Origin of the sequence: Bremerella volcania, from assembly GCF_007748115.1 — a bacterium.
In the GTDB taxonomy this organism is placed as follows: domain Bacteria; phylum Planctomycetota; class Planctomycetia; order Pirellulales; family Pirellulaceae; genus Bremerella; species Bremerella volcania.
Map to the genome: position 1 here is coordinate 4,056,281 of NZ_CP036289.1, position 26,329 is coordinate 4,082,609.

A 26,329-nucleotide genomic window follows, 5' to 3' on the forward strand; every position below is an offset into this window, starting at 1 on the left:
AGTAATTTCTTACGTCCGAAGCTTGCTCCGCGCGACGATGCCACCCCGATCAGGCCACTGTCGGGAAAACGTGTGCCGTCACGGAATCAAAGATTGACGCCGGGTCGGGCAAGCCCTGTGAAGTCGCTAGTGCAGCGGTGACTCCACAAGATCCGTCGATGTGGGGCACGGATGCGCCACGACGGATTTTTTCTTTCCCGCCCTGCCGCGGGGCCGATTGCTTCGGTAAGCTGGACGTTTTGCCCGAGTTCTTTCCACCGATCCTATGGCCGCTCCTACCGTTCACGTCCCTGTTCTGCCAGCGGAAGTTCTGCACTGGCTCGACCCCCAACCGGGAAAGATCTTGGTCGACGGCACGCTCGGCGGCGGCGGACACACGCGTATGATGGCCGAAAAGCTCGGCGAGAGCGGCTTTGTCGTTTCGGTAGACCGCGACGTCATTCCCTTGCAGCGGGCCGAAGAGACTCTGGCGGGTCTGCCGGTGAAGATCGCTCATGCCAACTTCGTCGAGATCCCCAAGATTCTCGATTCGCTCGAGATCGACAAGGTCGATGGCATCTTGCTCGACTTGGGACTTTCGAGCGATCAACTGGCCGACGACGATCGGGGCTTCAGCTTCGAATCGGACGGGCCTCTCGATCTGCGGTTCGATATGCGTGACAAGAAGACCGCCGCCGACCTGGTCAATCATCTGAAAGAAAAAGACCTAGCCGACCTGATCTATCAGAACGGCGAAGAACGCTTGAGCCGCCGCATCGCCAAGAAGATCTGCCACGTTCGCAAGGAAACCCCCTTCGAGACCTCCAAGCAGTTGGCCGACGTGGTCGCCAGTTGTTATCCACCGGTCGCCGGAAGTGGCCGCGGAAGAATCCATCCGGCGACGCGCACGTTTCAGGCGCTGCGGATCGCCGTGAATCGCGAACTGTCTTCGCTGGAAACGGCCTTGGAAACGCTGCCTGATCGCCTGAAGCCAGGGGGCCGGTTGGCCATCATCAGCTTCCACTCGCTGGAAGACCGCCCGGTGAAGCAAGCGTTCCTCGACGACCCCCGCCTGAATCGGTTGACTAAAAAACCGGTAACGGCCAGCGATGAAGAGATTGCCCAGAACCCGCGCAGCCGAACGGCGAAACTGCGCGTGGCCGAGCGAGTCTAACAAAAAAGACGCCCTCGCAGTCAGAGGGCGTCCTCATCAGTTAACTTGCCAAATGTTGGTCGTTACGGGAAAGGTAAAATCGTGGGCAGTGACGGCGGCGACGGTAACGTCGGCAGTGATGGAGGCGATGGCGGTGTCGGCAACTGCGGCAGTTGAGGCAGTTGTGGTCCGGAAGGGGGTGACTGATACCCATCGGACAACGTCGCCATGAAAGCCACGATGGCATCCTCTTCTTCGTCGGTAAGCCCCAGGTCCCCCACGATACCGCCGGTAATGTTACCGAAGTCGACTTCAGGTTCGCCCCAGGCTTCTTCCGGCACGTCACGCGTGTTGTAGAAGTGCACGACTTCCTTCATCGACTTCAGTCCGCCGTGATGCATGTACGCTTTGACGAATCCTGGAAAAGGTCGCTTGTTGACATTTCGCAAGGTCGGGGTTTTGTGACGGCCTTCCGCGTTGTCGATTTCCTCTTGCCACGAGGTAATGGCGCCTGATGGAGTCCAGTTATCGGGTTGGCCGATCGTCTCTAACGTCGGGGCCAGACCGCGATCGATGAAATCGCGACCATCTGGATTGAACCGCCGCGGCATGAAGTAAAACGGATTGTCCGGGTTCTTCGGCAAGCCCAAGTTGTGGTAGGCGAAGTCCGTGAACAAAGGTGGCTCATCGTTGGGCCCTGGCAATTCGGAATGGCAAACGCCGCATCGTCCCTTGCCTTGATTCCCCTGTGGGAATGCAGTCCGCCCCTCGTCCTCGTTGGGCGTCAGCAACGACTGCCCATCGAATGGATTCTCGAACAACCATAGCCCCAGCTTTTCCTGCTCGGTCAATTCCGCCTCACCAGCGAGCCAGGCATCGAACTTGGAACTGTAGGGATTCACTTCGCTGGACCGCTCGAAGGCCGCGATCGACGTCACGATCCGATCGTATGCCCGGGCAACGACCTCATCGTCCTGGAAATCAAGCGAACCTCGGCCCCAGACCTGCAGGAAGAGCCGTCGATAGCGCGAGAAGGCTACCTTGCGAACCACGATCTTTTCGTTGGCGACGTTCTGTTCGACTGGGTTCAAGAACGGAAATAGGGCCTGTTCGGCAAGTGGATCGAACTCAGGGCTGTCGTCCGATTCCGGAAATAGCGGCAATTGGCCCGCAGCACGACCATCCCAGAACACGCCTCCTTCCCAGTTCACGGCAAATGCCGGATCCGCGACGAATCGCAAGTCAGGAGAATCGCCTGCATAGGCAGCCGACGGCGGCTTACGAGGACCAAAGCGATGCGGTATCGCCCCGAAGTGGGGCCCAAAGAACTGATTGACAAAGAAATTCGGGCTGACGAACCCGACTTCCGGTGCATGACAGGTAACGCAGCCTTGCCCTGGTGGCGTTGAAAGATTGGTGTCGTTGAACAACTCGCGTCCGAGTTGCTCCATCGGATCGAGCGTTTCCTGCTGCGGTCCCAGCGGAAAGCCAAATAGCCCTTGAGCTGTGGCTGCCTGGGTACCGGCTAAAAGCGTCAAAACGCTTAGCAAATACTTAAGTGGCTTGAGTTTAAGTGGCATCGTCTATTTCCCCCGAATAAATTTTTCGTCTCACATGTTTCATCAAATCAAAGGTGTCAACGACATGCGGCCAGGGGGTGGACGGGCGATCAGCCTCCCCAGAAGACAGAGCAGCGTAAAGACAAAAAAGGACAAGTGAAGCGATGCCGACGTCATCGCTTCAGGGAGATCGAATAGAGAGTTTCGATCTTTACTATCCATGCCCTTGCGCTAAAATCTGAAGTACGTGTCCTGAGCGCATACCAATAGCGCTCTTCGATACATCGGTCAGTAAGTCTTCCGGTTGGCGCTGGGACTTACTGGCCATTTTTATGCGCGTTCGATGCGGGACTCATTTTCGACTTCGCGGGCTCGCGCACCTATTTCACGGCGATACGCAACCCGTCTTGCGAACACGAGGGAAAGCAGATGGACTGACGTAGGTTCCCTGGTATTGCTCTCCGCTGTTGACTTCGAGCGCACTTCGCAAAGAACACATCACAACGTCTTTAAGACCTCACCCATAAAAGAGGTGAGCGACGCCCGATTCTTAAGAGGATTTACTGGACCTGTTACGCCTCGAAAAGCCACTGCGCTGTGTCGACTGATCCAGTCTCCCACAACACAATCCATTCCAACCGCTTGGCCTGGAAACGACTTTTTTGAGGTAGCCCGCGCTGCCCCCCAAGGTTTATGCAAACCGCGCATTCGTCAAACTTTGACTTTGAACGCGAGTTCTTTCTAAACCCGCAGAACGATCAAGTCAACGAACTTCGATGCGTAATTAACCAACAAAATGGGATAATTCAGGCACCAGAAAGGAGGGGCTGTATAGAAAGACGCACGGTCAGCCCCAAGAAACAAAAAACGCCACTTCACACAGAGCGAAGTGGCGAAACAAGTGAGACCGCTGGGGCTCGAACCCAGGACCTACGGATTAAAAGTCCGTTGCTCTACCGACTGAGCTACGGTCTCGCTTGGGAAGGGAACCAGTTTCCGCCGGATGGGCTGGATTGTCAAGGGGCGGTTAAGAACGCCCTCGTCGTAACTGGTGACTGGCGGACGTTTTGCTGCGAAATGAACTTCGCTCGTTCTTTTCCAGTAGACCGCATTGCCAGGGATATGTTCACCTTCGGGGCGTGAATTTCTTCCTGGAATCTACACCAGGATGTCGTGTAGCACGTGGCCATGGACGTCGGTCAATCGCATGTCCCGGCCGCTGAAGCGGAAGGTCAGGCGGCGATGGTCGACCCCCAGCAAATGCAGGATGGTGGCGTGCAGGTCGTACATTTCGACGCGGTTCTCGACCACCTTGTAGCCGAACTCGTCGGTGCTGCCGTAGACGGTGCCTCCCTTCACCCCTCCACCGGCCATCCACATGGTGAAGCCAAACGGATTGTGATCACGGCCATTCTTGCCTTGAGCGAAGGGAGTCCGTCCGAACTCGCCTCCCCAAACGACCAGCGTCGAATCGAGCATGCCGCGCCGCTTCAGGTCGGCCAGTAGGGCGGCAATCGGCTGGTCGACGGCCAGGCAGTTCTTCTCGTGCCCATCCTTCAAATTGCTATGCTGATCCCAGCGATCGTGACCGACATTGGGCACCGTCAATTCAACGAAGCGAACGCCTCGTTCGACCAGTCGACGTGAAAGCAGACACAGCCGACCGAACGTCTTCGTCGGGTCGTACGAATGGTTCAAACCATATTCTTCCAGCGTCTGCGGAGTTTCGTCGGCGAGATCCATCAGGTTGGGCACCGCCGATTGCATCCGATAAGCCAGTTCGTAATTGGCAATCGCCGATTCCATCTGGTCGTTCCTGCCAACCTGATCGAGCGTCAGTTGGTCAAGCTTATTCAATAAATCCAACTTACTGCGCTGCGCCGCCGGGCTCTTATCGCGCGAGCGGATGTTGGCCACCGGCGGATCACTGGCGGCGAAGATCGACCCTTGAAATGCCGCCGGCAGGAAACCGCTGTTGAAGTTATCGAGCCCGCCCGGCGGGATCAGCCCACCATTGAGCACCACGAACCCCGGCAAGTTGTCGTTCTCACTGCCTAGACCATAGGTCGTCCAAGCTCCCATGCTGGGGCGTCCCTGCAAGCCGCTGCCGGTATGCAGGAAGTAATTGGCGTTGGTATGTTCGGAGAAGTTCGACGTCATCGAGCGAATGAGGGCCAGGTCATCGACGTGCTTGGCCACATTCGGGAAGAGTTCGCTGACCTCAATGCCACTTTGTCCGTACTTCTGAAACTTCCAAGGGCTCGCCAGCGTTCCGCCCAGGTTATTGAACTGCGTCGGCTCTGTTTCCGCTGGAAATGGCTGACCATCGTACTTATTCAACAGGGGTTTCGGGTCGAACGTATCCACCTGGGAAGGTCCCCCGTCCATGTACAGGAAAATGACGCTACGGACTTTCGGCGACGCGTGTGGAGCCCCCAGCAGGCCTAGTCCATCCGCCGCGGCCGCGTCGCGCTGCAGCATCCAGTTGAGCGCGACCGAACCAAAACCGCAAGCGGCCTGGCCTAACCATTGGCGACGGCTCAGCATTCCCGAAGGTCGAGGACAACAATCCACGCGGCAACTCCCCACTTAACGAACAAAAATAAACGGCTTGGCATTGACCAGCACATGCGCCAGATCGCGCCACAACTCGACCGATGAAGCCATCTGTTGCGGGGCGATCGACAACGTCTGCCCGTGGCTCTCCAGGAACTGTTTGGCTAGCGTAAGTTCCTCGGCGGTCGGCTTGCGCGAGAAGGCCTGCTCGACCATACGCTCGATTCGCAGTTGCGTGTCGTCAGGCGTCTGGGTGATGGCCTGCTTGGCCCAGATTTCACACTGCTGGATGACGAACGGATCGTTGAGAAGTATCAGCGATTGCGCCGGCACGTTCGATTGATTGCGGCGACCGATCGTCGTGATCGGCTGGGGCGTATCGAAGGCCAGCATCATCGGCGCGAGGAAATTACGTCGGACTTCCAGGTAAACGCTGCGCCGCCCTGCCCCGTCAACGGGACCACTTTGACCAGGACGACCACGGCCTTGCATGAACGAAGTCAGGTACACCGGCACGCTTGGGCCGTACATCTTTTCATCCAGACGGCCACTGACCATCAGCAGACTGTCCCGGATGGCCTCGCCTGACAGACGCTTCACTTCGGCTCGATGGAACAGGTCGTTCTTCGGATCGGCTTGTTCGGCGGAGCCTGCCTGCGTCGATGACATCTGGTAGGTCTGCGACAGCACGACTCGTCGAATCATTCGCTTGAGGGACCAGCCATCTTCGACGAACTCGGCTGCCAGGTAATCCAGTAGCTGCGGATGCGTTGGCAACTCGCCGAGGACGCCGAAGTTATCGACCGAACGAACGATGCCCCGTCCCATGAGGTAATGCCAAACACGATTCACGGCCACGCGCGAAGCGAACGGATTGTCGGCGTTCATCATCTGATGGGCCAGTTGCAAACGTCCGCTGCCGTGCGGATCGAACGAGTTGTCCGTGCCGGTAATCGCGGTGAGCAGTTGTCGCTCGACCAGCCCGGCCGGGGTTTTCGTATTGCCCCGGATCAACAGGGATTCCTTCTCAGCCGAGTTATCCCACATGCCGGGAGCGGTGCATGATTCCCACCGCACGTCCGCCAACAGTGCCTGGGATTGATCCCGGTATTGTTTCGCCAAATCCTTGAACGGATTGGGCTCGCCTGGCATCAGCTTATCCCAATTGCGAACCAGCCAATTTGCCAGGGAGGCACCGTCCGGGGTATCGATCGCGCCTTTCAATGTTTGCAGGAAGCGCTGGGCGTTGACGTCACCGCTGGACGCAGCCTGATCGAACGCGAGTGCGGCTTTCGCCGCGTCCTTCGCCCTGGGAGGCATCTGCTCGCCATCGACGACCAACAAGACCTCCAACGGCTGGTCATCCATCGGAGTAAACTCAAGATGAATCGAGTGTCCGAGATAATCTCGCAGGTCGTGCCGAATCCACTGAACCTGGCTGGCGTCCTTCGACTCCCAGCGATTGCCTGACTTTCCATGAAGCGGCCCCTGCACCATCCGATGGGAATCGATTACGGCGAAAGCATAACCACTTCCTTTCACCAGGTAGTGAACGCGTCCGTCCTTGAGCGTAAAGGTATCGGTCTTGAGCGTACGTCCGGCACGATTCCAGCCGCGTGTCTTTCCGAAATCATCCTGAACCCCCGGCTTTAGCTTCAGTCCGCTCCAGCGCGTGTCGTAGACTGCCGCACCGTCCGTTCGAACGCCGATCACGTCAGGTTCGTTCGAAGAATTCCAGAGAAATGCCCCTGGCTTCTCCGGGCCATTTCCAAACACGACACCATCGGTTCGCCACTGCGTCTTAGGCAGATTCTCATAGTCGTGAATCACGTGCCCTGGGTAATCCGCAATGGACAAACGCTGCTGCTCGGCCAGCTTGTGCACCTCTTCCAATAGCAGGGGACGCTGTTCGTCGGTAACGCTGAAAGACTTCGCCCAGTAGTGCAGCGGGTGTTTGGCGTCTTTGGCAGCTTCCGCCAAAACCAGATTCCAAGGCGAGCCGGGCGTCAGCAGTTCCTTCTCCCAGCGGCCGGACACTCGATCGATACCGCTTTGATAGGCCGCCTTGGCTTTATTCTGAAATTCGTCCTTCAACTTATCCAGCGAGTCCGCGATCCTCTGGTTGTGCTCGGCCGTTTCAAAACGAACCTGGCGATACGACGAACTTTGAAGGAACCCCATCTGGGCGTAATAGTCGGCCTGCGAGATCGCGTCGAACTTATGATCGTGGCAGCGGGCACAGGTTACCGTCAGCCCCAGGAACGCCTTGTTCATGACGTCGAGCATGTTATCGAAGCGATCGGTCTCGTCCTTGCGAATGTCGACCGGCGAATGGACCCAATCTCCCAAGTGCCAAAAGCCTGTCCCCAGGACCGACTCGTTACTGCCGGTCTCGGCGTTCGTCCTCGGCCTTTCGAGCAGGTCGCCAGCGATGTGTTCAACGACCAGCTCGTTGTACGGGAGATCTTGATTCAGCGCACGAATGACATAGTCGCGATACTGGTAAGCGTTGGGAATGTCGTAGTCGAACTCGTGCCCTCGCGATTCGGCATAGCGTACCAGGTCGAGCCAATGCCGTCCCCAGTGTTCACCAAAGCGCGGCGAAGCCAGTAGCTGGTCGACGACCTTCTCGATGGCGGCCGGAGATGGGTCGGCCACAAAGGCCTCGACCTCTTCCGGCTTAGGCGGCAACCCGGTCAGGTCGAAGCTAAGCCTTCGAATCAGAAGGGCTGGTTCGGCCGGGCCATTGGGCGCGAGGCCTGCGTCTTCGAGCTTTGCCAAGATGAAACGATCGACGGGATCCTTAACCCAAGCCTCGTTCTTCACGGCCGGCAACTGCGGACGGGTGACCGGTCGCCAGGCCCAGTGCTCGGCCTTTCGCTTTTCGAGATCGAAGACTTCCTTTTGGGGTGTATTCTTTTCGTCGCTGACCGGCCAGGCGGCTCCGCTGGCGACCCACTGTTCGAGCTTGGCGATCTCATCCTCCGGCATCCGTGACTTGGGTGGCATCTGGTAGATGCCGTCGTAGTGGATCGCTTCGATCAGCAAACTTTCGTCAGGCTTGCCGACGACGATCGACGCGCCGCTGTCCCCTCCTGCGAGCAGCGCTCCACGCGAAGTAAGGAACAATCCGCCACCCGGCGTTTCGGAGTCAGGCCCGTGGCACTCGTAACACCGCTTTGCCAGAATAGGACGGATCTCCTTCTCAAAGAACTCGAGTTGGGCATCATCGAACTGCGGCGTATCGAGTTCGGCAGCGACGACGCCAAGCGTCATCGCCGTGATCGATAAACAGGCAGCCAAGCTGGACCGTATCAAGAGTGGCACCATGGTTTCCGCTGGGGCAGGAGTCGTCGAAGGCGGGAAGGCAGGATGGCTATTACCTTAGCAATTCGGGCCTTGAATTGCCATATTTCCTTAATCTATTTTACCTCCCAGCTCAACTTAGCAGTCAATCTATCAACCTTATTTACGGGTAAAATCGAAGTTATGGCGTGCCAACTTGCCCTCAAAGAGTGGAATGTCGTCTGCGAAGCGATCGCTCGCGGCCAACAGATTGTGTTGGCCCGCAAGGGTGGCATTGCCGAGCCGGAGGGGGAATTCGCGTTGCCCAAGAATCGCTTCTGGCTGTATCCCACCCATTTCCACGAGGCCGAGTCGAAACTCAACGGTCTGGGTAAGATGCTGCTGCAAGAGCATCCCGAGTTCCTGCAGCCCCCGGCATCGCCGGAAGTGACGATGCACCTGATGTGCGAGGTGACCGACGCGATCTATCTGGAAGACGAAGCGAAGCTCGATGCGTCCCTCTTCGAGCAAATCTTAAGCCGAGAAGCGCTGCACATGCGTTACCACTATCGGGCCCCAGGGATCCACTTGTTGGTCGTACGTGCTTACGAAGCAAGCCAGCCACCGGCCATCACGCCGACCGACGCGATGGCCGGTTGTAAGAGTTGGGTCGAGTTGCCCAAGCCCTTGGAAACAGGCGACTTACAGCCGGTGGTTGCCGATGCTGATTTTCACGTTCGCAAGAATTTGCTACTTTCCGCGCTAGGTGCGTGAACCTACAATTCTACTGCCCTGTCCTACGGGGGCGTTCGCGGAGAACCGAGATTGGAAAAATGGCCTTGCCATTTCAGAAATCTTGGTTCAAAGTGAGACTTACCTAGGGTCGCGTTAACGCAGCGCGACGTTACTGAAGACCTGCGGTCGGCTCTACACGGCGTTCTGTCCGGCCAAGGGTAAGCTTTAGTAGAAAGGAGGTGTTCCAGTGGAATATGTCTGTACCAGCCGTAGAGGTGGCTCTGCCTAACGGCTACCGGCGGGTTGCCGGTAGGCAACCACATTCCTATCGGAACCTCTTCTGAGAATCCGATCAGGCTACCAATGAGGCTCCGCAAGTCCCCCGTGGACTTGCGGAGTTCTCTTTTTCTTGTCCGCTAAAACTAGCCGCAAAGAGCACTTAGAATTAGTGGGAAACCCCTTCAACGGCTCCTGAAAAACGGCTGGGACTTGTTGTTCGAAAGCTGGCGTGCTAGATATGGCGTTTCATCATTAACGGGATCAATTACGAAACAAGAAACAACACGTCTAAGGACAACAAGTGCACGGTCTTAAATACTTTTCTGTTGTTACATTGGGGGTTTGTGCCTGTCTTGCCGCTCCGGCTAAGGCCCAGGAGATTGCTGTTCGCGTTGCTTCTTTCAATGTCGAATTCAGCCGGAGTACAACACCGGAACAGGTTGGCGAAATGTTCCAGCCCTATAACCTGGACATCATTGGATTCGACGAGGTTCCCGATGGTGACTGGACCGCCCGTGTGGGAAAAGTACTGGGCATGAAACACTACTACGTCGGGAAGATCTCGTCGGCAAACCACAAGGACAAATACAAATCGATTCTCTGTCGGACGCCACTGCGCGAAACAAAAGAGTACCCGCTGCGCGTCGATCGGGGTTGGAATCCTGCGTCGGCGGTCCGAGCGGTTACTGAAATTGATGGCCTTCCAATCGCATTCTACTCTTTGCATATCTGTGCTTCGGGTCGCGACAACGGGCATGCTTATCAACTTGCATCAGAGATTTTGCCCAAAGAGTCAGTCGAGCGGGTCATCGTCGTTGGCGATTACAACAACAAGATTGGCGATGAGGCGATGAACACCATTGAAAACGCAGGAATGAAGCCCAGTTGGAAGGACCTGAAATTGGATTTGTCCAACCGGTTCACGTACAACGCGCTGGACCCCATGGGCAAGTACCAGGGAAGGGTCATCGACCACATCCTGTACAACACGTCCTCTGGTGCGTCGGCGACCGATGGCAGCATCATTGAATTGGATCAGCCGCTATCAGACCACAAACCCATATGGGCCAATTTAGTTTTTCCTCGCCATCTTCCCAAACGATAAACATCAATACGTTGGGCAAGCAGATCGTTTCTGCACGGCGGTCCCATCTGGGGCAATTGGATGAATGCTTGGTACAGATACTCGGAGCGAGAGCGACCTTGCGTCTCTGTTTTGTTCCGTCAACCCAATCGATATACGAAGGTGGCAAAGTCAGCAAGTATTTGATCGCTGCGCATAAAAAAACGCCGGATGGTCTGCCCGGCGTTTTCTTAATTAAATGCTCTTACTTCTCAAGGTCGAAAGTGTAGGTGTTTTCTGCCTTGTTTTCCACGGTTGCCGTCAGGGTCGTCGCCGTGTTGTACTTCTTGGGAATGTACGGAATGTAGTTCGGCAGACCATCGGGAGCTGGCTTGTCACCGACCCTGTTAGCGGTGATCTCCACCTTCTTTTCTCCAGGTGGGGCGATGAAAGAGAATTCCCCATTGTTGATTGGACCGGCTCCGACAGGGCCGACACCGTCGGCGGGAATGAAAATGATTTCGCCTGTTTCGACCGGTTCACCCTCGAAGGTAACCGTCCCCTTGACGACAATTTCCCGCGGCCCACCACAGCCGGCCAGTGGTATGAGAAGGCCCAGCACGACGAGCAGGGCCATCGACTTCAACGCGTAATGCATCGTTTTCCTTTCTGGAAACGAGTCTTTCAAATTCAGAACGGATACGGGAAGCGATTCGATTAATATTCGCCCGGTACTTCGCCACCAGCTTTCGTTCCCAGGTCTTGCCACGTTTGAGTATTGATCGTTTCCGATACAAATTGCACGCTGGCATCCATCAGGGTCATCATCACGCCACCTGGATGTTGGCTGCGGGCATAAATGACCTGCGTGTTGGTGTCCTGCGCACAAGGTGCGTAAGACGGGTTAGGAGGCGAACCCTGGCAGGTACGCATCTTGTCCGAAGCCGTGGTGTTCGGCGGAAGTCGCGTGCTGACAATGCTGCTGAGGTGGTCGGCACGGTAATAACGACCACGCCAGTCACGTGCCCCAGACACATTCGATTTCACCAGCAAGATTTCTGCCGCCATTACGGTGTTGGCAGTCCCGTCCGTGCAGGAAGAAAAATCAGTCTTTGACAGGTAGTAGAACATCCCAGTCGCGTTGTTATCGGTTGTCGTCGTGATCTCTTCGTTGCCGTGGCACAACAAGTAGTTGCCGTGGAAACCATCGTTGAAGTCTGGCGGTGGATCGGCAGTTCCGTGAACCTCGCCGGTCTGCCCGCGATTGGGGTCGGACGGGCACATCAACGTTTCGATCTTCGTGTTCATCAGATCGCTAGGGAATGCAGCGGAACTTCTCGATTGCATAAACGGCTGAAGCTGATCGTGAAGTGGCCCCTGCTCCAGAAATGGCAAAAGGACCGGCATCCAGGACATCGCTCTTGGATTGGTGTCCAGTTGGTCATTCAAACCATCCGCAAACACGCCCGGCGGAAATACGCCGTGCGTGTCGTGGTAGTTGTGCATTGCCAGGCCCAGTTGCTTTTGGTGATTCGAGCACGTCATGCGTCGGGCGGCTTCGCGGGCTTGCTGCACCGCTGGCAGCAAAAGCGCAATCAATACCCCGATGATTGCGATAACAACCAGTAGTTCGACGAGCGTGAAGCCCGTCCGTTTGAGCGTCATGATGTGATCCTTCAAGCGTAAAACGAATAGATAAAGGAAGAGTTTCCATCACACACATTCTATAAAGACGCTTAGATCGACATTCATATATTTTTTACAATACCGTCAATTATTTTACACCACCCCCATCAGATGGAATGAAATTTTCTCAGCTTATGAAATGCCACCAGGATCCCAAATCGCGCCTAAAAAAACGCCGGAGTGATCACTCCGGCGTTTTCTCGAATTCAGTAGGCTGGAAAGCTTGGCAGGCTTACGGACGCGAGAGCGTTAGTTCGGCATCCAGAACTTTCTCGATCCGACGCGTCGTTTCCAACAGATGGGCACGCGTGTAGGCGTCGAGTTCCAGTTCCTTTTCTTCCAGGTCCCGCAGCTTTTCGTGCAGGTCGATCAGCTGAGCATAGGCGATCGTCTGGCAATCGGCCGGAGCATACGAATTGCCCATGGCCAAGGTCGATAATCGCTGCAGGTAGTCTCGCTGCAAGTTGCGGCGCAGACTGCTGATCGCTGGCTGGCGAACCGTATAGTCACCCTCTTCCAGTGAATCGAGTTCGCTGAAGATGGCATCGGTCAGGCTCTCGATCATTTCAGCCGTCGTGAACGCATCTTGATCGGCGGGGACTTTCAACTCCGCGTCATGCATCCGGTCCAGGGTGATCGACGAGAACAATCGCGACAGAATCGTCGACTGCCATCGCGAGATCGTGTCGTGGATCGGGTAGTCGCCGCGGATGTCGAAGCTGGTACCCCAGTGGTTCCAGTGGGAAGGAGCCAACTTGTTGTACAGTTCGGGGTCGAACTGGAATGGCTCGTCACTGAAGACCTGTTCCGAGAGCAGCTTCATGACTTCACGCTGCTTTTCAACGTCCACCACTTCAAACGGTGCCGGAGCGTCGGCCTGGCCCTTGTGCGAGCGATTGACGTGCACGCCGCCGACGTAGCGGGACGCGAAGTACATCGCTTGACCATGGGTGTTCAGCAGCGTGTTGAAGGCCTGACGAACACGAGAGTAGTCCTCGCCATCTTCCACCACGCGATCTGCCAGACCATCCATCGCCGCTTTCACGACTTCCGATTGGTTCTTGGCAAACTCGAGTGGATCCTTGCCGAAGTCGAAGCGATTCGAATCCGGATCTGGCGAAAGGCTCGTCGTGTCTTCATCCGTCAGGTAGGCCAAACCAGGCTCGGTACTCTTCGAGGCCAGCTTGTTCAGCTCGCCCTTCTCACCGTCGGTTCCGCCGCTAAATGGCTTGTAACCGTACTCGATCGCCCACATATCGTAGACGCCGATCGACTGCGGGAAGAACGCGCCCTGCTTTTCGCCGGGAGGGGCGATGTGCGGGGGAACGTAGTCCATCACGCTGGAAACGGTCGCTTCGCCATCTTCCAAATCGGCGATCTCGGCCAGGCTATGGTACTTGCTGGCGACGAAGTTATGACGCAGGCCCAACGTGTGCCCGACTTCATGCATGGCCACTTCCTTCAGACCTTCCATGATCATGCGTTCGAGCAAGGCTTCTCGCTCTTTCTTGACCTCTTCGGCCGAAGGCTTCTTTTCTTCCTCTTCCTTGGACTCTTCTTCTTTATCTTCCTTCTTGTCGTCGGAGGCTTTTTCCTCGGCGTTCTTATCCTCGGACTTTTCGCCTTCTTTCATCTCTTCTTCGGACTTGGCTTCTTCCTTGTCCTTCTTCTTTTTCTTCTTCTTGGCAGCCTTTTCTTTCTCGACGTCGGCCAAGACAGCGGCAGCACCAAAAGCGAACTGCTGCGACATGCCGCCTGAGAGCATGCACTGGTGGCGCGGCGAGATCGACCCGACGCGCTTCAGGAACTCTTCCTGGCTATTGACGTCCAGCGGACCGCCAATCAACGCTTCCGTCGATTGAGGGTTGTAGTTCTCGAAGGCCTGCTTCCAGTAGTTAAGGAAGTCGGCATCGAAGATGATGTCGGCGTCCAGGATTTGCCCCGTGTAAGGATTCACACGGCTCGGCCCCATCGCGAAACCAGCGTCCGAAGTGATCCAGCGGAACGTGTTGTAGCGGACGTCTTCCGGATCCCAATCGGCGTCGTCTTCCTGCTGCCGAACGTGAATCGCGTCGATGAAGCCTGCCTTTTCGAAGGCCTTGTTCCATTCCAGAATCCCATCGCGAATCGGTTTGCGATACTTATACGGAATGGTGTTTTCCATGTAGAAGATGATCGGTTCTTTCGGTTCCGACATCTTCGCCGCAGGATCGGCCTTTTCCAGCTTCCAGCGGTTGACGTACCGCACGAACTGGTTGTCGTCCGACTTCGAGTAGTTCTTCACGGCGGTCAGGAAGTAACCGACGCGATCGTCCGCGACGCGCGGAGTGTAACCGCCCGATGGGATCTTGCTGATCGAGTAGTGTACGTCGATCGTCAAACCACGTGAGTCGGGCACCGAGTCGATGTTCGAGCGGCCGCTTGATTGATAGGTCGCTTCAACTTGAAGTTCCAGGTTCTTCTCGAAGCCCTTCACTGCACCAAAGATCGATTTGCTGGCCGAGAAGCCGAAGCCTGGCAGCACGTCGCCGATCATCGGCAGGTCGCTCATGAAGACCGGGGTCACTTCCACCAGGTCACCACCACCGGGACCTTTCGTGGCGATCGGAATGCTGAACAGCACGCTGTCGTTGTAGGCATGCTTCACGGCACGCGATTCAGGCTTGCCATCTTGGGCTTTGAAGCGCACGTTCTTGCGAACGATGTGAATGCGATCGTCGACCTTGCGGAAGCTCCAGACCCAGTCGTCACCGAAGCCCCACGACATGCCGCCGTACAGCGGTTCAACACCGGCACCGCGGGCAATCGAAATCAGCACGATGAACTCGCCGTTGTAATGCGTGTTGTTCAGTTCAAAGAACATCCGATTCCCCTTGTGATAAGTGGGAATCAGGCCGTCTTGTTTCTTGAAGTCCTTCAGGATCGCGGCGTGAGCCGGCGTACTCGAACCGCTGGAACTACTGCCACCGGAACTCGAGGAACTCGATCCGCCTGTCGTCGCGGCGACTTCGGATGGGACGGCAGCATCGGCCATGTCTCCGTCCGTCTTCGTTTCGTCCGCCATGGCCAGACCGGTTGCGGCCAGGGCGACCATCGCCGTCGCACACCAAGCCGTTGACCGTTGCAACAATGTAAACACCTTCATGCGTACAACTCTCGTACAATAAAAAGGGAGGGAGATTTCGATAAGTTATCCGGATATCGTTCTCAATTGGGTTGCCTAAGGCGATTGCCACACACCGCGACGGCAGCAATCGCCCCTCAGGTAGAGGCTTCTCACCGCGAAATCTTGCGAGATTGGACAACGAAATTCGGAAAACTTTCCACTACGGCTAGTTTTAGATCGCTGGGAAAATATACCCCACTCTAAGCGACTGCCGTATTTGTTCTATTCTGCGCATGGGATTTTGGGAAAGAAAAGCCGTTTATACCAATAAAAACGATTAGAGTCACCGATTCATCCATAAACCTTGCCGGGAACCGTGTGGGAAAAGTTGCTTGAAAACGCCAAAAAATGACGAACCACGACAAAACGCTAATCCAGGTCCTGGCAGCTTTTCAGCTTCCCACATCGACAGTGCGCGGCATCGTAGCTTGTGAAGGAGGACTTAGCGGAAGCGAGGTATGGAAGGTCGAAACGGCTCAGGCATGTTACTGTTTGAAGCTTATGCCGCCCGACTTTTCCGTCAATCGTCTACTGGCGGCCCACCATGCGGCGAACGATCGCCGCCGCCGGGGCATGACCTACCTGGCCGGGTACCTGCCGGCGGCATCCGGCCAGACTTATGTGCAGACGGATGATCGGCTGTGGGAACTTCAAACCTGGATCAATGGATCGCCGCCCACCCTTCCCTACACATTTCCGCAAAAGAAGGCCATGTTTCACGCGGTTGCCGAGTTTCATGACAAGCACGAAACGCCCCCGAAAGAAACCGACGTATCGCCCGGAATTCAGACGCGTATCCAACTCTGCGAAGCGTGGCGCCTGAAGCATGTGCGTGGCCACTTCCCCTCGCTTCACAGCTTCGGGCAACCGCAGTGGAAATGGGCGCTCGAGCAATTCCTAGACAGTTTAGTACATTATCACCCACGCCTGGGTCCGCTGCTCTTATCGCTTGAGGACGAGACCTATTTGCTTGAAGACTGCATCGCGGATCCGCGCCCGGAAAACTTTCGATTCCAGGGAGATCAGCTGACCGGATTATTCGATCTGGGGTCGATGCGGTGGGATAACATTGCTCTGGATGTATCGCGAATGGCGAGCGAAGTGTCCCTGGATGGAGAAGTCGACTGGGAATTTGCCTTCCAAGCGGTCGACTCAATTCGCCCGCTTACCCCTTCGGAAGAGCGGTTGGCAATCGTCCTGGACGCGGCAAATGTTCTGCTAACGGGGTTGAATTGGGTACAGTGGCTAGTGATTGATGAGATCCGTTTCGCCAACTGTGACCATGTCAGTTCCCGGCTGTCTCACCTAACGGATCGTTTAGCGAAAATAGAGAAGCACGCAGCCTGGAAGATATGATCCAGCAATGTGAAACCCACGTGCGTATTCAACATCACAGACTCAGCCCAGGCTGCGGTGAACAATACCTCGACTGGCTCGGACATCCGTTTGCCTGAATTACGAATTCCGCATTTACGAACCCACCATTTTTTCCGAAGATGGTTTCAGACCGACATTTAGGTCCTGACCAGCTTTTTCCTCGGTAATGAATATTCTCATGAAGCGTTTTACCCCCATCGCTCTAACATTACTGCTTTGTCTGCTTCCCACCACGATCATGGCCCAAGGGCTGGGTGGGGATCTGTTCCAAGGCATTGAAGGCTTCGACGATTTCGGCGGTGGCGGCCAAAGTGATCCGAATTTAAAGCTGACCGCAAAGTACGTCGTCGATCCGGCTGGCACGCACGGACGCATTGACGTCACCGCCACAGTCGGCAGCGGATGGTGTCTCTACTCGACCACGCAGCCCAAAGGCGGGCCGATGGCGACCAAGCTGAAGATCGAAGACAGCCCAGGCATCACCGCCGTGGGTGAATTCACCCCCGATCATAAACCCAAGGTCGTACCACCCGACAACATCATCCGCGTCGCGCAAGAGAAGTTCTACGAGAAGGTTACCTGGAGCGCTCCCATTTTGCTCGCTCCTGGCACCAAGCCAGACGACCTGGACTTAAAGGTCAAACTAAGTGGCCAAAGTTGTCACGACAAAGGAACGTGCTTTCCGGTCACGGCCAATGCCGTCGCGAAGTTCGACGGGGAAAAGGAAGTGCCTAAACCAGAGAATTTGTTGCCAGAAAAAGCTGCCACCCCAGGCGGAGCCATTCCCCCGGCCGATTATAAAATCCAAGGGACCATGGGGGACTACTCGACCGAAGGTGGTCATGGCGTGCTAAGTGGTAAGTTCGAGCCCGCCAAGGTCGAGCCCGGCGATGAAGTCACCGTCACGCTGAGCTTCAAGCCCAAAGGTAACTACCACGTCTATGCCTACTCACCGACCGATTCGACCATCGGCTACAAATCGACCCAAGTCGCCCTGGCGGAAGTCACACCCTGGCTGGCCACGCAGGCCAAGACGCAAAACCCGGTGATCGAAAAGGCCCTCATCGAAGGCTTCCCACCGGTACGTTATCACGAAGGGGAAACGACCTGGAAATTCACCGTTCAGGTTCCGATCGACGCCGTGCCTGGCAAGTATCCGCTGGTCGGTTATGTCGGCTATCAAACCTGCACCGATACGACCTGCGATCGTCCTTCGGGCGCGATGTTCGAAGGGGTCGTTCAAGTCGGCGAGAAAGGGAAAGACGAGTCCGCTCCGTTCGCGTTCTCCCCGGCCAAGTACACCAAGGCGGCCGAGCGAGCCAAGATCACGCACGCGGAAGTTCAAGACGCCACTGGTGACAAGACCAGCCAAATCATCAATCCACCGACGCGTGAGCAGCCAAAAGATCATAACGCGATGGCTCCACCGGTCCCGATGAACGATAACATCCAGTGGAAGGTGCTCAACCCGCCAGAGACGGCCAGCCTGGGCTGGATCATCGTCCTGAGCTTTATCGGTGGGGCGATCCTCAACCTGATGCCGTGCGTGCTGCCGGTCGTCGGCTTGAAGATCCTTTCCTTCGTGAATCAGGCCGGCAAACATCGCGGCCAGGTCTTCATGCTGAACCTGATCTACTCGCTGGGTGTGATCTTCGTGTTCATGATTCTGGCGGTCGTTTCGTCTTCGCTGAATCTCATCGTCGGCGCTTTCAGTTCTGGCGAAGCCGCCGCTGGCGGAGCCGACGGGCTGGCCTGGGGGCAGTGGAGTGGCGACTGGCGATACATCCTGGCGATGATCGTCCTGGTCTACACAATGGGCCTGAGCATGCTGGGCGTTTGGGAACTGACGATGCCGAGTTTCCTGGGAAGTGGCAGCGTCGCCAACGCCTCGAACAAGTCAGGCTATGGCGGGGCGTTCTTCAAAGGGATCGTCACCACGCTGTTGTCGACGCCGTGCAGCGGCCCGTTCCTGGGTCCGGTATTCGGCTATACCATCTCGCAGGAAACGTACGTGACGTTCATCGTCTTCGGATCGATCGGCCTGGGGATGGCTTCCCCTTACCTGATCATCGGCATGAACCCACGCCTGATCGCTTTCCTACCCAAACCAGGCAACTGGATGGTGGCCTTCAAGCAGTTGATGGGCTTCGTCATGATGCTGACGGTCGTCTATCTGATGTATACCATGCCCGATCAGTACGTCGTGCCGACGCTGACTCTGCTGGTAGGCCTGGGTGCCGGGTGCTGGATGCTTGGTCAGGTGCACACGCTCGAGCACAAGAGTTCGAAGATCGCCACTACGATCGGTGCGTTCGTCGTCGCGATCGGCATCGGCATCTTCTCGTACAATAACCTCATTGAAGGGGATACCCACGAAGGAAGCATCGCCTGGGACACGTACGCTGAAGAACGTTGGCCAGCCCTGGAAAACGACATCTACGCCCGACAGCAAGCCGGCGAAACGGTGATGGTCGATTTCACCGCCGACTGGTGCCCGACCTGTAAGGTGAACTACTACACCGCGATCAACACCGACGGCGTCGGCGAAGTGGTCAACCAACACGGCATCGTCCCGATGCTGGTCGACTGGACCAACACCACGCACGATAACAGCCCCCAGGTGCAGAAGTTCATCAACAAGCTGGGCTCGAACAGCATCCCACTGCTGGCCATCTTCCCCGGAGGCAAAGCAGGCGAGGTGTACGTCTTGAGCGACCTGCTGACCGAGTCAAAGGTCATCGAAAGCTTGAACGCCGCCCAACAGGAATCGAGCAGCCTGGTAAAGCAAACGGCGATGCAGGAGTAGCTTTCGCTTCAATCTCAAATTCGCCTAACAAATCTTCGTCCCCTCTCCCCCGAGGGGAGAGGGTTAGGGTGAGGGGTTATCTTCATCGGGCAACCCCAACAATCGCCGGATGGCAATGCTGACGCCTTCAAGATTCGTGAGCACCTCCTCGTTCTGAAAGCGAAGCACTTTGAATCCTTCCGCTTCAAGGTAACGCTGGCGTTCAGTATCTTTGTCTTGAGTCTTGTCGTGATATCCACCATCGATTTCGATCACGACCATCTTCTCCATGCAGGCGAAGTCCGCTATCCATGGACCGATGGAATGTTGCCGTCTGAACTTCAAGCCAGCGAGTTTACGATTTTGCAGAACCGACCAGATTAGTTGCTCTGGTTTGGTAGAAGTTTGGCGGAGAGATTTGCGGCGTTGAGAGTTGGTAGGTTGGTTGGGCTCCATTGAATAACCCCTCACCCTAACCCTCTCCCCTCGGGGGAGAGGGAACGAAGATTTGATAGAGGCCTCTCATCAGGTGATACGCGATTATCTTACAGCCGCCCGTCTTACAACCGGCAGTTGGCGATGTTCGTTTGCAGGATGGCCGACGCGCCGAGTTGTTCCAGCTGTTCCATCACGTCGATCACTTCCTTGCGCTTGACCATGGCCCGCACCGCGCACCAGGCGTCGTCTTCCAGCGGGTTGATCGTCGGCGAGTTGAAGCCCGGGGTGATCTTTTCGGCCTCGGCGAGCTTTTCGCGGGGTATGTTGTATTCCAGCAGCGAGTAATCGCGAGCGATCACCACCCCTTCCAATCGGCGAACGATCCGGTCGGCAAGCTCAGGCTGACGCTTCTGCTTGTTCTGGATGAGCACCGTTTGGTAGCTGCCGATCTCGGCAAAGATCTTCAAGCGATTCGCGGCCAGCGTGCTGCCGGTCTCGACCAGGTCGACGATCGCGTCGGCAATGCCCAGCGAGATCATCACTTCGACCGAGCCTGACAGGTTCACCAAATGAGGCTGCGCTCCGTTGGCGACCATGTAGCTGTTGGTAACGTTGGGGAAGCTGGTCGCGACGCGGCACGACTTCATGTCCTCGACGCTTTTCCAATCGGTATCTTCCGGCACGCACAACGCCAGGCGGCACTTGCCCACGCCCAGTTCCATGCGGGTCTCGACGTCAACTTCGGCTTCCTCGACGAGGTCGCTACCGGTGATCCCCATGTCGATGGCCCCTTCGGCGCACAGCACCGGGATGTCATCGGTCCGCAGGAAGGTGATGTCGATCGGCATATCGCGAACCCGAGCAAACAGGCTGCGATCCTGGCGACGAAATTTCAGGCCGGCGTCGCCGAGAAGTTCGGTAGCGACTTCCGCGAGTCGCCCTTTGCTGGGAATGCCAATCCGGAAGTTTTCCATGATGGTTCGCTGGGGGTTGGATGGTGATTGCAGAGTTTACTTCGGGTCGCGGGCCGCTTTTTCATCGATACCAGAAACGCCAAATCGGCGTCCCAATTCGGCTTCGACCTCGGCCAGGGAAATCTCGCGATGCCCCAGCATGACCAGCAGGTGATAGATCAGGTCGCCCGCTTCATAGATCAGATGCTGACGCCCCTCTTCTCCCTCTTCGCCGGCGGCCTCGACCACTTCGGCCGCCTCTTCCATGATCTTCTCGCCGATCTTAGGCACGCCACCTTGGAATAATTTGGTGGTGTACGACTTCTCTGGCGGGTTGGCGCGGCGATCTTCGATCACGGCCATCAGCGCTGCCAGGACGTTCACGGAAGGATTTGCGTTAGGTTCGCCGGACAAAGTACGGCCCCCTTGTTGAGGTAATGCAGTTGGGGAAGTTCATTTCGTCGAGTAACCCAACCCCCTTCGTCGAGTGGCCGGGAATCTAGTATTGTAGTCAGCTGGGGGTAAACTGAAAATTGCACCCCCAATGAACCTTAACATCCGCAGAAACCAGGGTTTTTCCCTGGAATCGACCGCCATAAGCATGACCAATCCCACGACTGACAAAGACTTTACCTTCCTGGACTGCTGGTTTCTTTCGGGGGCGACCGCCAGCGGAAAAACGCGGGTCGGGCTTCACCTGGCTGAGAAAATTAACGCGGAAATCATCGCCCTCGACTCGATGTCCCTCTACCGCGCGATGGATATCGGCACCGCCAAGCCGACACTGGATGAGCAAGCCGTCATCCCGCACCACCTGATTGACGTGCTCGATCCGAACGAAAACTCCAGCATTTCCCATTACCTGGAGATGGCCGAACAGGCCGTTAAAGAGATCCGCGGGCGCGGCAAAGAGGCCCTCTTCGTGGGTGGTACCCCGCTCTATTTGAAGGCCTTACTACGAGGTCTTTCCGAAGGCCCAGCCCCGGATCCCGAGTTACGAAAAGCCTTGGAAGAGGAAGCGGCCAAAGTGGGTAACGCGGCCCTGCATGCCCGGCTAAGACTGGTCGATCCCCTTGCCGCGGCCCGCATTCATGAAAACGATACCCGCCGCATGATCCGCGCCCTCGAAGTGCACCAGGCTACCGGTAGGCCGATGAGCCATTACCAGTTCGAGTTTGAAGATCACGTCAAACCGGAAGACTGCAAGGCGTTCTGGCTCTCCTGGGATCGCTCGGTATTGCACGATCGAATCAACCAGCGCGTCGATACGATGTTCGACGTCGGCCTGATCGAGGAAGTACGGCGTCTGCTCGATACCTATTCCCCACTGAGCACCACCGCCATGCAGGCGGTCGGCTACCAGGAAGTGATCGACTACCTGGCCGACAATCAAGAGTTGGAGTCGACCAAAGATCGCGTCAAAGCCCGGACGCGGCAATTCGCCAAGCGTCAATGCACGTGGTTTCGCAGCTTGCCCGAATGCCGCGAAGTGACGCTCAGCGGCACGCTCGATGCCGCAGCGGTCGCCCAGCAAATCTACGAAATGGGGACCGCCTCTTGAGGTCGATCGGGAGTTAGTCCCACCAGTTCACGTAATAGGCCGACAGCCCCATCGTCATCCGCAGCAGCAGCGTGATCAGGATGTAAAACGAGAAGTGCAGGAAGCCTGACAACGGCTGAATATCGAACGCGCCGGCTGCCGCAAAGCCACCACCAATCAGGCAGACGACCGCCGTGATCACGTAGTAGGGAAGGTACTCGTTCAGGTTGGGGCTCAGTTCCCAGTAACCCACCAGAAACGCATAGATTCCCCAAATCAGTGCATACGCGGCTGAGCACACGGCGACGCGCACCCACAGTTCCAGGCCCGAGTAGGCTTCGTACTCGTCGTCGCGCAGAAACCAATAGCCGCTCCAACAGATCGGCAGTGCCATCAAGAACGAGCCTGCGGCGACAATCAACGTCAAGTTGCTTTTGTCTTCGGTCGAATGCCCGATGAAGAAGGCGATCGCAAACGCGGAGATGGCGGCCGTCAGCACCACCGCCAGGGCCGTCGTCGAAAACTTTGCGTCTTCGCGGGCAACCGGCTTGAAGACCAGCTTCCCCTCTTTCGACTTAACGCCGCCGAACTGCTCCTTCTCGCGCAGGACGACTTGTTCGGTCAGTTCCGGAATCTTGATCGGCTTCTTACAGCTGGGGCACGGACCTTCGCGCCCGGCAAACTTGGCGCTGACTTCAAAGCGCTTGAAGCAACTGGGACATGTTACGCGTATTTTTTCTTGCTGTTCGGCCATGTTGTTCCGCGATAAGGATCGAAAGCAGGGCTTCCAAGGCGACAGGGAGATAAGCTGAACCGGGCCTTTAACTTGCCCGGGGGCCACATTTTAGTCAACTGCTGCGCGATTGATAATGTGACATATCATGCGGTCTTAAGTCGAGGTCTGAGTGAAACTTCGGCGAAAGTAACTCTTTTTTACGGATCGCAGGGCTTGAATTCATCATTTGTTTAAATCCAGCCCGTATCCTGGGACGGTTATCGTGGGCGTCCTAAGCCTTCAAAAAGCGCACGACGCGGCCGCTAGGCGGCATTTTCTCAAATGGGAGCGTAGGTGAATACCAAGTCCGACACAATTATGTTCCTGTGTCCCAACGGGCATCGATTAAACGCTCCGCAACGATTGCAGGGGCAGCCTGGAAAGTGTCCTCACTGCAACGTGCGGTTTCGTGTCCCGAACGTCACGCCTGAATCGGCTGATAATACGCATGCGATCGCGTCCTCGGCCTCTTCTACCGGTGCCTCGGCACTGAGGAATTCCAGCGAGATCAGGTCGGCGGGCGATTTGCCGGATCTGTCGGATCTGGGCTTGCGAGACGACGCAGAGACCTCCGACGTCTTGCATTCTTCGATCGGATCGAAGCAGCCGGGGGCCCCGATCGTCGCGGGTCATAGCCGCATGTTTGTCGAGTTCACCCATCTCTGGAAGACGCATGCCCCCGAGGTCTCCTTCGAAATCCACCTACCTGAGGGAGAAGTCTTCGTCCCTCACCACTACTCCCCCGAGAAATCTTCGCCGGAACTTGGCTATTTCGTCCGCAAGGGGGAATCCGACAAGTACCAGATCCATCTGATCCCCTGGAAAGCGGTCTGCCGGCTGGTGGTCAACGGCCTGGCCGACCTTCCCTTCGACGCCTAATCCGCGTACGCTAGAAGCTTGATTACCCTTAATCCGCATCCCTGCATGGTTTATGGGGTTACGCCGTCTGCAGATGGGCGGTTCAATTTCTAGCAGATTTAGGCACCCCGTTTCCATTCAACGTGCAAGATAACGCCGTGAACGCCGTCGAGATGAAGGCCCGCGTAGGAGCCGTTCGCTACTTGAACACCAAGCCCTTGGTTCACGGTCTGGATGGCGCAGAGACTCCCTTCACCCTCTCGTTCGATTACCCCAGCCACCTTGCCGACCAGCTTGCCCTGGGCCTGTTAGACGTGGCGTTGATCCCCTCGATCGAATACTTCCTGGGGGACGGCTACCGAATCATTACCGACGCCTGCATTGGCTGCCTGGGACCGGTTTGGAGCGTGAAGATCTTCTTCCGCGTTCCTCCCCGGCAGATTCAAACGCTGGCCTTGGACGAAGGCTCGCGAACCAGTGCCGCGCTAGCAAAGATCCTGCTGGCCGAGCGACTCGACGTTCGGCCCCGCCTGCAGGCGCTCCCTCTGGGTAGCGATATGCGGGACTGCGAAGCGGATGCGATCCTGTTGATTGGCGACCGAGCGATCCATCCACCGGCGATCGACGCCGTCGAAGTGTGGGACCTGGGGGAAACATGGGTCGACTGGACGGGGCTGCCGTTCGTTTTCGCCATGTGGGTTGCCCGGCCAGGCGTCCCCACCGAATCGATCGCCCAGCACTTGATGCAGGCAAGAAACCGCGGACTGGAAAACCTGCAGGAAATCGCCGAGCGGGAAGCCCCCAACTACCGGCTGACCACCAGCGAGTGCTTCCAATATTTTCACGATAATTTACATTTCACGCTGGGCCCGCAAGAGAAAGCGGCCCTCACGCGTTTTTACGACTATGCAGTTGGATTAGATCTAGCACCCAGCGGCAGGACACCGATTTACGATGATTGCGAAATTGCTCGATAAAGCAGTCGCCGGCGAGCGACTGACCCCGGAAGAAGGCCTGAAGCTTCTCCAGTCGAACGACCTGTTGGCGATCGGCCGCGCCGCCGATGCGGTCACGCGCCGAATGCATCCGGAAAACTATCGCACGTACAACATCGATCGCAACATCAACTACACCAACGTCTGCACGGCCGTTTGCCACTTCTGCGCGTTCTACCGCAGCCCGAAAAGCAGCGAAGGGTACGTCCTTCCACGCGAAGAGATCCTCAAGAAGGTCGAAGAAACGGTCGCCCTCGGCGGCGATCAGATCCTCATGCAGGGCGGCCTGCACCCCGAGTACAAACTCGACTGGTATGAAGAGCTGTTGGGAGACATCAAGAAGGCTTTCCCGCAGGTCAACCTGCACGCGTTCAGCCCGCCTGAGATCCATCACTTCACCAAGGTCAACAAACTTCCGCTGAAGGAAGTGCTGCAGCGGCTGAAAGACGCCGGCCTGGGCAGTTTGCCGGGGGGCGGCGCCGAGATCCTCAACGATCGCGTCCGCCGTGAACTGACCCGCGGCAAAGTGATGACCGACGACTGGCTGAATGTGATGCGAGTCTGGCACGAGATCGGGGGACGCAGTTCCGCCACCATGATGTTCGGGCACGTCGAAACGCTGGCCGAACGGATTGAACACCTCGAGCGCGTCCGTCAGTTGCAGGACGAAACGGGCGGCTTCACGGCATTCATCTGCTGGACCTTCCAGCCAGAGCATACCGATATGAGCCACATTCCGCCGTCAGGCACGTTCGAGTACCTCAAGACCCAGGCCATCTCGCGGTTGTATCTCGACAACGTCCCCAACATTCAATCAAGCTGGGTCACCCAGGGCCTGAAGATCGGCCAATTGGCGCTGCTATACGGGGCCAACGACATGGGCAGCCTGATGATCGAAGAGAACGTCGTCGCCGAGGCCGGTACGGTTCACTTCCTGACCCTCCAGGAAATCCGCGACGCGATCAGCGAACTCGGCTACGAGCCCCGCCAACGCAACGTTCATTACGAACTGTTCCCCAAAGAACACGAAATGAAAGCCGTCCAGGCCAACGCTCTAAGAAACCAAGAGCTGGTGACGTTGTCTTAAGTAGCATCCTGTCCACTCTCCACCGTCTGCGAGGGAGAGGGGACAGGAACGTAGGGTCTT

The 26,329-nt window shown here is 56.7% G+C and carries 19 protein-coding genes and 1 tRNA gene; 9 read left to right on the plus strand and 11 right to left on the minus strand.

Annotation, left to right across the window (positions count from 1 at the left end; translation table 11 throughout):
* The first annotated feature begins 265 nt into the window (after positions 1-265).
* Positions 266-1,153 (plus strand): 16S rRNA (cytosine(1402)-N(4))-methyltransferase RsmH, encoded by an 888-nt coding sequence (gene rsmH / locus Pan97_RS16095; protein WP_144974273.1) that lies wholly within the window; start codon positions 266-268, stop codon positions 1,151-1,153.
* 62 nt (positions 1,154-1,215) lie between these two features.
* Here the strand turns inward: rsmH and Pan97_RS16100 are convergent, their stop codons facing one another.
* The 4 genes from Pan97_RS16100 to Pan97_RS16115 form a co-directional block, all read right to left on the minus strand.
* Positions 1,216-2,712, minus strand: a complete 1,497-nt coding sequence (locus tag Pan97_RS16100; RefSeq protein WP_144974275.1) for a cytochrome-c peroxidase — start codon at positions 2,710-2,712, stop codon at positions 1,216-1,218.
* An 881-nt stretch (positions 2,713-3,593) separates the two neighbouring features.
* Positions 3,594-3,666: transfer RNA gene (locus Pan97_RS16105), tRNA-Lys, on the minus strand.
* 183 nt (positions 3,667-3,849) lie between these two features.
* Positions 3,850-5,238: a DUF1501 domain-containing protein gene (locus Pan97_RS16110; protein WP_144978462.1), complete on the minus strand. Its 1,389-nt coding sequence runs from the start codon at positions 5,236-5,238 to the stop codon at positions 3,850-3,852.
* A 42-nt stretch (positions 5,239-5,280) separates the two neighbouring features.
* Positions 5,281-8,565 (minus strand): PSD1 and planctomycete cytochrome C domain-containing protein, encoded by a 3,285-nt coding sequence (locus tag Pan97_RS16115; protein ID WP_144974277.1) that lies wholly within the window; start codon positions 8,563-8,565, stop codon positions 5,281-5,283.
* 171 nt (positions 8,566-8,736) lie between these two features.
* On the opposite strand from Pan97_RS16115, the gene Pan97_RS16120 reads away from it, so the two are divergent.
* Together Pan97_RS16120 and Pan97_RS16125 are read left to right on the plus strand one after the other, a co-directional pair.
* Positions 8,737-9,306, plus strand: coding sequence for a DUF1802 family protein (locus Pan97_RS16120; protein WP_165698798.1), 570 nt, complete (start codon positions 8,737-8,739; stop codon positions 9,304-9,306).
* A gap of 541 nt (positions 9,307-9,847) precedes the next feature.
* Complete coding sequence (locus Pan97_RS16125) at positions 9,848-10,651, plus strand: endonuclease/exonuclease/phosphatase family protein (RefSeq protein ID WP_144974281.1); 804 nt, start codon at positions 9,848-9,850, stop codon at positions 10,649-10,651.
* Positions 10,652-10,874: 223 nt separating this feature from the next.
* On the opposite strand, the gene Pan97_RS16130 is transcribed toward Pan97_RS16125, so the two are convergent.
* The 3 genes from Pan97_RS16130 to Pan97_RS26895 form a co-directional block, all read right to left on the minus strand.
* On the minus strand, positions 10,875-11,267 hold the full coding sequence (locus Pan97_RS16130; RefSeq protein WP_144974283.1) for a hypothetical protein: 393 nt from the start codon (positions 11,265-11,267) through the stop codon (positions 10,875-10,877).
* A 59-nt stretch (positions 11,268-11,326) separates the two neighbouring features.
* Entirely contained in the window at positions 11,327-12,274 is a 948-nt protein-coding gene (locus Pan97_RS16135) for a DUF1559 domain-containing protein (protein WP_144974285.1), read from the minus strand.
* Positions 12,275-12,527: 253 nt separating this feature from the next.
* The gene (locus Pan97_RS26895) at positions 12,528-15,425 is read right to left on the minus strand and encodes a zinc-dependent metalloprotease (RefSeq protein WP_196782121.1); all 2,898 of its coding nucleotides are present in this window, start codon (positions 15,423-15,425) and stop codon (positions 12,528-12,530) included.
* A gap of 384 nt (positions 15,426-15,809) precedes the next feature.
* On the opposite strand from Pan97_RS26895, the gene Pan97_RS16145 reads away from it, so the two are divergent.
* Both Pan97_RS16145 and Pan97_RS16150 read left to right on the plus strand, forming a co-directional pair.
* On the plus strand, positions 15,810-16,817 hold the full coding sequence (locus Pan97_RS16145; protein ID WP_144974287.1) for a phosphotransferase: 1,008 nt from the start codon (positions 15,810-15,812) through the stop codon (positions 16,815-16,817).
* A 199-nt stretch (positions 16,818-17,016) separates the two neighbouring features.
* Positions 17,017-19,644 carry a protein-disulfide reductase DsbD family protein gene (locus tag Pan97_RS16150; protein WP_165698799.1) on the plus strand — a complete coding sequence of 876 codons (2,628 nt, stop codon included), beginning with the start codon at positions 17,017-17,019 and terminating at the stop codon, positions 19,642-19,644.
* A 63-nt stretch (positions 19,645-19,707) separates the two neighbouring features.
* Here Pan97_RS16150 and Pan97_RS16155 read toward each other — a convergent pair whose 3' ends face one another.
* The 3 genes from Pan97_RS16155 to Pan97_RS16165 all read right to left on the minus strand — a co-directional run bounded on the left by Pan97_RS16155 (position 19,708) and on the right by Pan97_RS16165 (position 21,428).
* The gene (locus tag Pan97_RS16155) at positions 19,708-20,079 is read right to left on the minus strand and encodes an endonuclease domain-containing protein (RefSeq protein ID WP_144974291.1); all 372 of its coding nucleotides are present in this window, start codon (positions 20,077-20,079) and stop codon (positions 19,708-19,710) included.
* A gap of 104 nt (positions 20,080-20,183) precedes the next feature.
* Complete coding sequence (hisG, locus tag Pan97_RS16160; RefSeq protein ID WP_144974293.1) at positions 20,184-21,035, minus strand: ATP phosphoribosyltransferase; 852 nt, start codon at positions 21,033-21,035, stop codon at positions 20,184-20,186.
* 36 nt (positions 21,036-21,071) lie between these two features.
* A complete protein-coding gene (locus Pan97_RS16165; RefSeq protein WP_144974295.1) occupies positions 21,072-21,428 on the minus strand; it encodes a phosphoribosyl-ATP diphosphatase in 357 nt (118 codons plus the stop codon).
* 187 nt (positions 21,429-21,615) lie between these two features.
* Here Pan97_RS16165 and miaA point away from each other — a divergent pair, with 187 nt between their 5' ends.
* Entirely contained in the window at positions 21,616-22,575 is a 960-nt protein-coding gene (gene miaA / locus Pan97_RS16170) for a tRNA (adenosine(37)-N6)-dimethylallyltransferase MiaA (RefSeq protein ID WP_144974297.1), read from the plus strand.
* Positions 22,576-22,588: 13 nt separating this feature from the next.
* On the opposite strand, the gene Pan97_RS16175 is transcribed toward miaA, so the two are convergent.
* Positions 22,589-23,308, minus strand: coding sequence for a hypothetical protein (locus Pan97_RS16175; RefSeq protein ID WP_144974299.1), 720 nt, complete (start codon positions 23,306-23,308; stop codon positions 22,589-22,591).
* A 315-nt stretch (positions 23,309-23,623) separates the two neighbouring features.
* On the opposite strand from Pan97_RS16175, the gene Pan97_RS16180 reads away from it, so the two are divergent.
* The 3 genes from Pan97_RS16180 to mqnC all read left to right on the plus strand — a co-directional run bounded on the left by Pan97_RS16180 (position 23,624) and on the right by mqnC (position 26,269).
* Positions 23,624-24,208: a hypothetical protein gene (locus Pan97_RS16180; RefSeq protein ID WP_144974302.1), complete on the plus strand. Its 585-nt coding sequence runs from the start codon at positions 23,624-23,626 to the stop codon at positions 24,206-24,208.
* A 137-nt stretch (positions 24,209-24,345) separates the two neighbouring features.
* Positions 24,346-25,164: a menaquinone biosynthetic enzyme MqnA/MqnD family protein gene (locus Pan97_RS16185; protein WP_196782122.1), complete on the plus strand. Its 819-nt coding sequence runs from the start codon at positions 24,346-24,348 to the stop codon at positions 25,162-25,164.
* Positions 25,142-26,269, plus strand: coding sequence for a cyclic dehypoxanthinyl futalosine synthase (gene mqnC / locus Pan97_RS16190; protein WP_144974304.1), 1,128 nt, complete (start codon positions 25,142-25,144; stop codon positions 26,267-26,269). The genes Pan97_RS16185 and mqnC overlap by 23 nt, the downstream gene beginning before the upstream one ends.
* Positions 26,270-26,329: the final 60 nt, after the last annotated feature.